At 64.5% G+C, this 8,360-nt stretch carries 7 protein-coding genes and 1 pseudogene; 2 read left to right on the forward strand and 6 right to left on the reverse strand.

Annotated elements, in window-relative coordinates; all coding sequences use genetic code 11:
• Together R1101_RS0111500 and R1101_RS31380 are read right to left on the reverse strand one after the other, a co-directional pair.
• Positions 1–942 (reverse strand): ABC transporter permease (locus R1101_RS0111500; RefSeq protein ID WP_016933579.1); only part of this gene is annotated, 942 nt, incomplete at its 3' end.
• A gap of 201 nt (positions 943–1,143) precedes the next feature.
• A complete protein-coding gene (locus R1101_RS31380) occupies positions 1,144–1,767 on the reverse strand; it encodes a hypothetical protein (RefSeq protein WP_332307002.1) in 624 nt (207 codons plus the stop codon).
• A 107-nt stretch (positions 1,768–1,874) separates the two neighbouring features.
• On the opposite strand from R1101_RS31380, the gene R1101_RS31385 reads away from it, so the two are divergent.
• Positions 1,875–2,102 (forward strand): hypothetical protein, encoded by a 228-nt coding sequence (locus R1101_RS31385; RefSeq protein ID WP_016933581.1) that lies wholly within the window; start codon positions 1,875–1,877, stop codon positions 2,100–2,102.
• A gap of 155 nt (positions 2,103–2,257) precedes the next feature.
• Here R1101_RS31385 and R1101_RS0111515 read toward each other — a convergent pair whose 3' ends face one another.
• Together R1101_RS0111515 and R1101_RS30020 are read right to left on the reverse strand one after the other, a co-directional pair.
• Positions 2,258–3,925: a DHA2 family efflux MFS transporter permease subunit gene (locus R1101_RS0111515; protein ID WP_016933582.1), complete on the reverse strand. Its 1,668-nt coding sequence runs from the start codon at positions 3,923–3,925 to the stop codon at positions 2,258–2,260.
• 1,427 nt (positions 3,926–5,352) lie between these two features.
• Positions 5,353–5,574 (reverse strand): hypothetical protein, encoded by a 222-nt coding sequence (locus tag R1101_RS30020; RefSeq protein WP_016933584.1) that lies wholly within the window; start codon positions 5,572–5,574, stop codon positions 5,353–5,355.
• Between the two features lie 146 nt (positions 5,575–5,720).
• Here R1101_RS30020 and R1101_RS31510 point away from each other — a divergent pair.
• Positions 5,721–5,909 (forward strand): annotated as a pseudogene (locus R1101_RS31510) (IS701 family transposase); the annotation flags it as partial.
• Positions 5,910–6,212: 303 nt separating this feature from the next.
• Here R1101_RS31510 and R1101_RS0111530 read toward each other — a convergent pair.
• Both R1101_RS0111530 and R1101_RS26455 read right to left on the reverse strand, forming a co-directional pair.
• Positions 6,213–7,493: an aspartate aminotransferase family protein gene (locus tag R1101_RS0111530; RefSeq protein ID WP_016933585.1), complete on the reverse strand. Its 1,281-nt coding sequence runs from the start codon at positions 7,491–7,493 to the stop codon at positions 6,213–6,215.
• Positions 7,493–8,360: phosphotransferase (locus R1101_RS26455; protein ID WP_157179145.1), on the reverse strand; the 868-nt coding region annotated here is incomplete at its 5' end. The genes R1101_RS0111530 and R1101_RS26455, both read right to left, overlap by 1 nt.

Consider the following 8,360-nt stretch of genomic DNA (forward strand, 5'->3'; position numbering starts at 1 on the left):
CGTGAACGGAACCACCTGCGCGGCAATCGTTCCCACTCCGAGTGCGACCAGTGTGCCCAGCCCGGCGCCGAACACGAGCACGATCAGGCTCTGACCGAGCGCGTCCTTGACCAGGTAACGGGTGGAGGCGCCGACAGCCTTGAGGACGGCGAGGTCCTGGCTGCGCTGAATGGTCCACACGGTGAAGAAGGCGCCGACCACCAAGGCGCTGACGATCATCAACATCGCCTGCATCAACAACAGCGATCCACGCTCGGAAGTGTAGGAGCCGATCGCATCGAGCGCCCCGTCCTGGTCGGTGATCTCGGTTCCCGTGGCGGCAGCGGCCGCTCCGGCGTCGAAACCGTCCGAGGTCCGCAGCGCGACCACGCTCCCCTCGCTCCCTCCGGCCGACGGCAGCGCCGCCCACGCGTCGTGGTCCATCCAGACCACCGGCTGGTGGCTGTAGAACGAGTCGTCGACTACAGCTGCGATCGTGAACGGCGTTCCGCTCATCGTGATCCGGGTTCCGGTCGCCCATCCGTTGTCCTTGGCCAGGTCGGCATCGACAGCGACTTCCCCGCCGGCGAGCGCGACCGGGGCGGCGAAGGAGCTTCCGTCGACACCGAAGGCGGAGGCGGCGACTTCCCTGCCGTCAACGCTGACCCGGGTCGGCGCGATACCGATGATCGCCGCCGCGTCCACCCCGTGCCTGGCTTCCAGCTCGGCCTGCTGGCGGGTCGTCACGATCGATTCGGCGAACGAGACCCCCTGGCCCTCGGCCGGTGCTCCGAAGGCGAAGTGGTCGGCACCGAGATTCTTGATCGCGGCGATGGACTGATTGCCGAGCCCGGAGGTCAGCCCGGACAGCATGACGACCATCAGCGAGATGAGGAACAGGGCCGAGCTCATGATGGCGAACCGGCCCTGGGCGAAGCGGAGATCACGGATGCTGAGGAACATGTATTCCAGCGTCGCGAAAAGAGGAGGTGGAGACATCGAGCATCGGTTGGGTTCTCCGATCCATCGAAAGTGGGAATCGGCGACGGATTCGAGGGAAGACAATGAGCCGCTGTTAGCGTGAGCTCGGTGTTCACGAGTGATCTACGAACACCCGACGTGCCTCATCCGGCCGGTGCCGAACCGGTGCTCCGCGCCATGCAATCAGGCGCATACCTGCTGTTCTTCCTGCTCCTGGCAGTGGGTACCGGGCGTGCCGTCGCCGTCAGCGCCCACCTCGCCCTCGTTGTGCCACTCGCCGCGGCGGTGGCGGCGTGGTACCTGTGCGGGATCTGGTTCGTGCGGCGCAGAGGCCTCGTGAACGGCGAGCCCAGAGAGCGTCGGCTGGGACAGATCTGGCTCGGAATACTTGTGCTCGGTTGGGTGGCGCTCGTCGTGGCGGACGCCGACTTCGTCTGGCTGGCGTTCGCCCTGTTCTTCCTCTGCTTTCCCCTCCTTGCGACTCCGACGACGCTGGTCGTGACCAGTGCACTGACCGCGGCCGCCCTCGCGGCGACGATGGGGCACGGCACGACGAACACGGCAGCGTCGATCATCGGGCCGATCTTCGGGGCGCTGGCCGCCGCCGGCATGGCGGTGATCTATCAGCAGCTGGTGCGCCGGTCCGCGCAACGACAGCGACTGGTGGACGAGCTCACCGAGGCACACCGCGAACTGGTCGAGGCACAAGACGAACTGGTTGCCCTGCAACGAGAAGCCGGCGCGCTGGCCGAACGGTCCCCGGCTCGCCCGCGACATCCACGACACTCTGGCACAGGGGATTTTCATCGATCCTCCTTCTCTCCCGCGCAGGAGAGCGTGGCCCCGCCGACCCGGTCGCGATCTTCACCCAGATCGCGGACACCGCCCAGCAGAACCTCGTCGAAGCACGACAGGTGGTCGACGCCCTCGCACCCGCCGCCCTCGAAGCCGCGCCGCTGCACTCCGCGTTACGGCGCCTGCTCAGCCAACTCGAACAGCAGACCGGCATCGCCGGTGAGTTGCTCACCGACGGCGAGATGGGGTCGCGCGTCATGGAATACGACGTCGCCCTCGTCGTCGAATCAGCCCACGGCGACGGAACCGCCGTGGCAGCCGCCCTCCCCGCGGTGCGGGTCCGATGAGCGCGGTACGGGTACTGCTCGTCGACGACCATCCGGTCGCGCGCCGGACTACGTACGCCGCTGGCATTCCACGAGGGCCTCGTCGTGGTGGTCGTGGCACGCGAACGGGGCCTGATCATCTGACCGTAGGTCAGGCGGTGCGGAGGGGCCGAACCTCACTCGACGGAGATCCTGTCATGGCCCGCGTCATCGGCAGGATCACCCGTGCGGGCGTCCGGTGTCCGGCGCGAGACCCACCAGACGACGGTCGCCGCGAGCAGTCCCAGGAGCAGGAAGCCGGAGGTCGCGATCAGCGTCCACTGTGTGGCGTCGCTGAACTCACCCGAGAGGGTCTGCGCGATGTCCTCTTCACCGCGTGTGCGTAGTCCTGCGATCACTCCGCCCGCGGACGTCCGAGTGGCCTCGGCGAATTGCGCGGCCGGCCCGGTCACCTGCGCGAGATTGTGGGCCAGCGCGATCGACAGCACCGACCCGGCGACCGCTGCACCGAATGCGGCTCCGACCTGTCGTACCGTGCTCTGTGTCGCCGACCCCTGCCCGGACGCCGCTGCCGGGATATCCCGCAGCACGGTGCTGGTCAGCTGCGCCGACGCGAACCCGAGACCGACGCCGTAGATCATCAGCACACCGCTGATCTGCACCGGGGACGAGTCGGGATGGACGGTGAACGCGAGCACCAGCACACCGATCACTTCGAGCGCCACACCCACCAACACGGTGCCTGCGGCGCCGAGACGCGCCGCCAGGTGCCGCGCCAGGGCACCGGAGACGAATGCGCCGACTGCCATCGCCGCGAGTACGTACCCGGCGCCCATGGTACTCAGTCCCACCGCGTTGATCAGATACAGCGGCAGCACGAAGATGAGCCCGAACTCCCCGACCGCGATCATCATCGCCGCCACGTTGCCCCAACTGAAGGTAGGAGTGAAGAACAGATTCAGATCCAGCAGGGCCGACCGCCGCACGCGCGCGCGGTGTCGTTCCCAGAATCCGAAGGTGACCAGCACCGCCAGAGAGATCGCCAGCAGTACCGGCACGATCGATATCGGCATCTCCTGTGACCACGTCAGGCCGAACACATTCAGGTCGCTCAGCGGTTTCCACCAGCCGAGTGTGTTGCCCTCGATCACCGCGAAAACCAGTGCGCCGAAACCGATCGCGCTCAGCAGCAAACCGTCGATATCGTAGCCCCGACGCTTCACCGGGGAAGTAGTTTCGGGGACTGCGATGAGTGCGGCTACTACCAGCAACGCCCCGATGGGAACGTTGACCAGGAAGATCCACTCCCACGTGAAGGTGCTGGTGAGCCATCCGCCCAGGAGTGGTCCTAGAGCCGCGGCGCCAGAGATCACCGCGCCCCACACCCCGAACGCGGCCGCTCGGTCCTTACCGCGGAACATGTCGTTGACCGTGGACAGCGTGGACGGCAGGATGCAGGCGCCGCCGACGCCTTGGAGGACACGCGCACTGTTCAGTGCGGCAGCGTCTCCCGCAGTGGCAGCCCACAGACTGCCGGCGACGAACAGCACGATGCCGAGAATGAACATTCGGCGCCGGCCGATGCGGTCGCCGAGACTGCCGGAGGTGAGCAGCAGCGCTGCCAGCACCACCGAGTACAGCGAATTCACCCACTGCGCGTCGGTCAAGTCCAGGTGCAGGTCGTCGATGATCGTCGGCAACGAGACCGCGACGATGGTGCCGTCCATGACGATGAGTGCCAGGCCGACAGCTAATACCACCAGCGCCCACCAGCGGCCGGGCGGAGGACGGTGCTCGACGGCAGCGGACACGTCGCCGCCGGAGGTGTATGGGTCGCTCGTCATGTCATGAAGGCTAGCGAGCGCCACCGCTGTCGACATCCATCGAAAGACTTAACGAATCGCCGGGCGAGGGCCACTACAAGAGCCGCTGCTCCTGCTGACGCAGGGCGAGCCGGTCCCGAGCCGGCAACTCGGCTGGCCGTTCCGCCGGCTCCGAAGAACGCGGCGAGTCCGAGAGCTGCACCGATCCCGCCCAGTATTCCCGGGCTCATGCGCTTCGCTCGCCGGGACGAATAGTCGACTGCACCAATCGACGTTGGCCCAAGACGGCCGACATCCTGTGTTGAAGGAACTGGTGCATGTCGGAACTACGAAAGCAGTTGATGGAGGGCCGAGCCGATTGCGCCGATTGCGACCGGATCGGCGCGGTGTCCGCGGCTGAGACGAGATTTCCGCCGTACATCGTGGTGGACCGTGCTGGTGCGGAGGTCGAACCCATCACCCAGTACCTGCGAGATCTGGCACTGTGTGATGTGAGCCCGTTGACCTGCCGGAGCTACGGCTATGACTTGTTGCGGTGTTCCGGCTGCTGTGGATGCTCGAGGTCGAGTGGGGCCGAGCAACGGGGAGCGAGGTCGATGTTCTCGTCGATTGGCTGAAGTCCGCGCCCAATCCTCAAAGGCCTTACGCGGATGGTGTCGTGGGGGCAGAGCTTCAGGAGGTCAGCGGCGACACTCCAGCCTGCACCCTCGAACTCTGAAGCACTGCCCGGTGAGAACGGACTGGATCATCCGATCGTCGAGTGCGGAAACAGAATCAGGAATTGTGCCCGCAGCGACTGCCGCCACTACAGCGCTGTCGTCCGATAGGTCGAGTTTCGAAACACCGTCGCGGTCCATCTGTACACCGGGCTGTGTGGATGCTTCCAGATGTAGCCATGCGGTCTGCCGTCGACCAGTGTCAGCCAGCGCCTTTGATCACCAGGCAGTGAGTGCTGCCCGGTCTCGACGTTGCTTCACGATCGCGACTCGCTCGAGTGTGAGTACTGACGCAGGATCCGTGGGGCACCGTCCTGACGCGTTGAGTAGCGAGAAAAGTGACCGTAGCCTGCTGCGCACCCAGGCCGTGCAGGCTGCGGTAGCAGGGTGCTGGACGCCGTGAACAAGTCTGCCGGCGTATTTGTGTTCGTGAACTCTGCGCAGCCAGCTGTCGCGAAGAGTTGCGGCGGGGGCGTCGGGGCTGTTCCAGTAACTTTTCATGAACGCCTCGCTCGCGATCATCTCACCGGTCTCGCCGACAGCGATAGCGTTCCATGCCGGATCAATCAGCCGCACTTCGGTATTCGCGCTGTCCCAGGGAGCCGGCCCGTCCGGGTGCGCCTCCCGCGCCGGCTGCTGAGGAAGTCTGTTGAGGCGAGGCGGACAACAGGCAGGCGTCCTTCATCAGCATGACCTGGCAGCAGCACACCCGAAGCCGGGCGGCCTCGGTGATCAGTCGACGGTCACGGTCAATGAGGGCTTGTCGCCATCACGGCCATCGGTCTTACCGAGGTAATCCCACATGTCGTCGATCATCGGCTGCAGCAGCAACTGTCCGAATTGGCTGACCATCACCCCGATCACCTGTGTCGATTCCGAGCGACGGGTCGAGGCGACACCACGTGCACGAAGCTTGGAGATCTCGCTGCGGCTCAGTTCCGTCAGGCGTTCCAACAGTTGACTGGCCCCGCCCGGTTCGAGAATTGATCGCCGTACGTAGTCCATCACCTCTGGGTGAGTCCGGAGCATCTGTCGGACCGCGTTGTCGCGCGCCGCGGCTATCTGCGCCGGCGTGCCCTCGTCAGGCGCCTGCGCGATGGCTGGCCAAGATCCTCTGGCGCATCGAACACGACTACCGCGAACCGAAAGCCGGCCTCGGACTCGACCACGTCGAAGGCCGCTCCTGGCTCGGCTGGTACCACCACGTCACCCTCGTCACCGCCGCGCACCTGTTCCTCACCACACTGCGGTCGACCGAACCAAAAGCGTCCGGCGAGCACCGACCCTCTATGTCCCAGTGCGTAAACGCGAACGCGCACTGGACTATTGGATTGTTATCTGCCCGATCTTCCACCATACCCTTCCCAGCCTGGCAAAGTCCTATCAGACCGCCGGTCCAGTGCCCTGTGAGGTAATTGTCGAGCGTGATCGTGGCCGCGGACATTGCCTGAAAACTCCGATTCCCGGGAAGTGCTCGTCGACCAGCACGGAGTGCACCTCGCTGGTGCCCTCATCGACGAATTCGATCTTCTCGGCCTACTGCAGAGACGAGTGCTCAACGTCGACGCTGCTGCTGGTTATGCAAAGTCCACTTACAGGCGGAACTTCAGCCTCGGCAGCAGCTCCGCGGTGACCTCGAGGAATCGGTCGGCGTCGTTCTGCGAGAAGGGCAGGGGCGGGCGAATCTTCAATGCGGTGCTGCGTGGTCCGGCCGTGCCGATGAGCACCCTGTTGTCACGGTAGGCGTTGACCACTCGATCGGTTCTTGTGGGGCACAGTCGCCCCTCCTCGTCGACAACGTCGACGCCGAAGAACAAGCCTGCGCCCCGCACCTCGCCGAAATGGGGATGCTCGGCAAGGAGGCGAGTCAGTCCTGAGTGGAGATACGCTCCGACCTCGGCGGCGTTGGCGAGGAGTGATTCGTCCTCGATGACGTCGAGCACAGCTGCTGCAGCAGCGATGGCAACCGGGTTTCCTCCAAAAGTATTGAAATAGCGTACGTCCGAGCCGAACCGGGACAAGAGTTCGGGACGCGTCACCATCGCTGCGATCGGCATTCCGTTCCCCATGGGTTTACCTAGCACCACCAGGTCCGGAACGATGTGGTGCCTGGCGAAACCCCACATCTCGGATCCGGTCCGGCCGAAACCCGGTTGTACTTCGTCCGCGATGTAGAGACCGCCGGCCCGATGGACTGCATCGACCACGCCTGCAAGGAACCCGGCAGGATCCGGAACCACGCCGTCCGATGCGAAGATCGAGTCCGCGATGAACGCAGCCACTCCATGCCCATGACGTCGGAGGTCGGCGATTGCAGCATCGACAGCCGCAGGAAACTTCTCCGCCACCTCGTCGGGATGGAATCGATTCGGTGCTGGAACCACCCGGACATCGGTACCCAGGGGTTGTGCTGCGCCGAGCGACGGAGAAATCGCGGCCACGGCCGCGGTGGTGCCGTGATAAGCGTTGTCTGTGACAATGATACCGGTCCCGCTACGGCCGTGCCGTGCCACGCGGAGCGCGAGATCGACGGCTTCGCTACCTGTACAGGTGAACATCACGTTTCCCAGCTGCTCCGGAAAAGTGGCCAGGAGTCGCTCGGCGTAATCGACCAGCTCTTCTCCGAGGTAGCGGGTATGGGTGTTGATCAGTCGCGCCTGGCGATGCTGCGCCTCGACCACCCTGGGGTGACAGTGCCCGACTGCGGGCACGTTGTTGTACGCGTCCAGATACTCGTTGCCCTCGGCATCGAAGACTTTGGTTCCCCGGCCACGCACGATGTGCACCGGCTCGCGATAAAACAGTCGATAGGCGGGCCCGAGTGCGCGTTCACGGCGTTCGCGGATGGACTCCGCGTAGTTGATCGTGGTCATTACAGTTGACACCTCACCTTGATTTCTTCCTCGATTGTCCTGCGCCCGGCGGATTCGAGCATTTCGAGCCGGCGCCACGCGCCGGCAGCATTTCTGAGGATGTAATCCTTGTTCTCCGGAAACTGGGTTGCGCGCCAAGAAGCGATTGTCAACGCTGTCAGTACCCGTATGGTGATCAAGTCGTACAGCAGCTCCGCATCCTCAACCGTCAGGGGAAGCCGCGAGTGGTATCCCTCGATGACATCGGCAGCGTGGCCGAGGATTCCGCGCTCGATACCTGCCCCGATGTGATATGACGCGGCGACAGCGAGGTCCACGATCGGCGGCGCAACGACTGCATCTCCGAAATCGATGAAAGTGATCATAGGCGGAGCGGACGGAACGACCAGGACGTTGTCAGGGTTGGCATCGTTGTGGATTACCTGACGCGGACGTTCGGCCAGACGAGTGGAGACTTCGTCGACGAAACGATCGAATCCGCGCCGGAGGACCTCGGCCCCGGCGAGATCCGGCTGATGGTCGATGAGCTCTCTCGTTCGGTGTGCTTGCTGGATGTCCCACAGCAGTTTGACATCGGCGCCGGAATGTCTGAAGTCCGACAGGGCGACGTCGAGATCTGCGATGGTCGCGCCGAGTCTGCGGCAGAGGGGGGATTCGGATTCGAAGTTCCGGAGAGCTGTACCGGGAGAGAAGGTGGTCATCCGGATCGCACGACCAGCGGCGGGACCGTCGGGAAGCCAGAGGTGTGGGCTGCCGTTCCTCGTGTGGACGAGAGTCGGTACGGAGACCGAGTGGCCGGCAAGATGGATGAGGATCGCGCTTTTGGAAGTCGGTGACCCGAGGTTCTTCCTTCGAATGCGCGATTTT

Origin of the sequence: Rhodococcus sp. R1101 (assembly GCF_000278445.1) — a bacterium.
Classification (GTDB): Bacteria; Actinomycetota; Actinomycetes; order Mycobacteriales; family Mycobacteriaceae; genus Rhodococcus; species Rhodococcus gordoniae.

Coding starts and splice junctions, on each gene's coding strand:
- R1101_RS31380 (WP_332307002.1), bottom strand. CDS start 1,767: ATGAAAATCCCCTGTGCCAGAGTGTCGTGGATGTCGCGGGCGAGCCGG.
- R1101_RS0111515 (WP_016933582.1), bottom strand. CDS start 3,925: ATGACGAGCGACCCATACACCTCCGGCGGCGACGTGTCCGCTGCCGTC.
- R1101_RS0111530 (WP_016933585.1), bottom strand. CDS start 7,493: ATGACCACGATCAACTACGCGGAGTCCATCCGCGAACGCCGTGAACGC.